The 269-nt window shown below is 73.2% G+C and carries 1 protein-coding gene; it reads right to left on the reverse strand.

The window, feature by feature from the left end:
- Positions 1 to 97: 97 nt before the first annotated feature.
- Positions 98 to 269 (reverse strand): acylphosphatase (locus tag AC1RPY_RS07910; RefSeq protein ID WP_481763137.1); only part of this gene is annotated, 172 nt, incomplete at its 5' end.

The following is a 269-nucleotide window of genomic DNA, read 5'->3' on the forward strand; positions in this document are numbered from 1 at the left end:
CTCCGGTGGGCACGGTGATGGTCAGCAGCGTCGCGCGGGTCATGTGCCCATTGTGCCCTGGGAGCGCGCGGGGCGGCAGTGCTGGCGGCGCGGGCCGCTAGTCGGTCTGGCGGATCCGGAACGCATCGTCGCCGTCGGGGGTCGCGTCGGAGACCCGCACGTCGGTCACGGCGCTGCCGGGAGGACCGGCACGCAGCCAGTCGATCATGCGGTCCACGCTGGCCGGTTCGCCCTCCACCTCGACCTCCACGCTGCCGTCCGAACGGTTG

The organism is Dellaglioa sp. CoH-56-MRSF-12 (genome assembly GCF_056782075.1).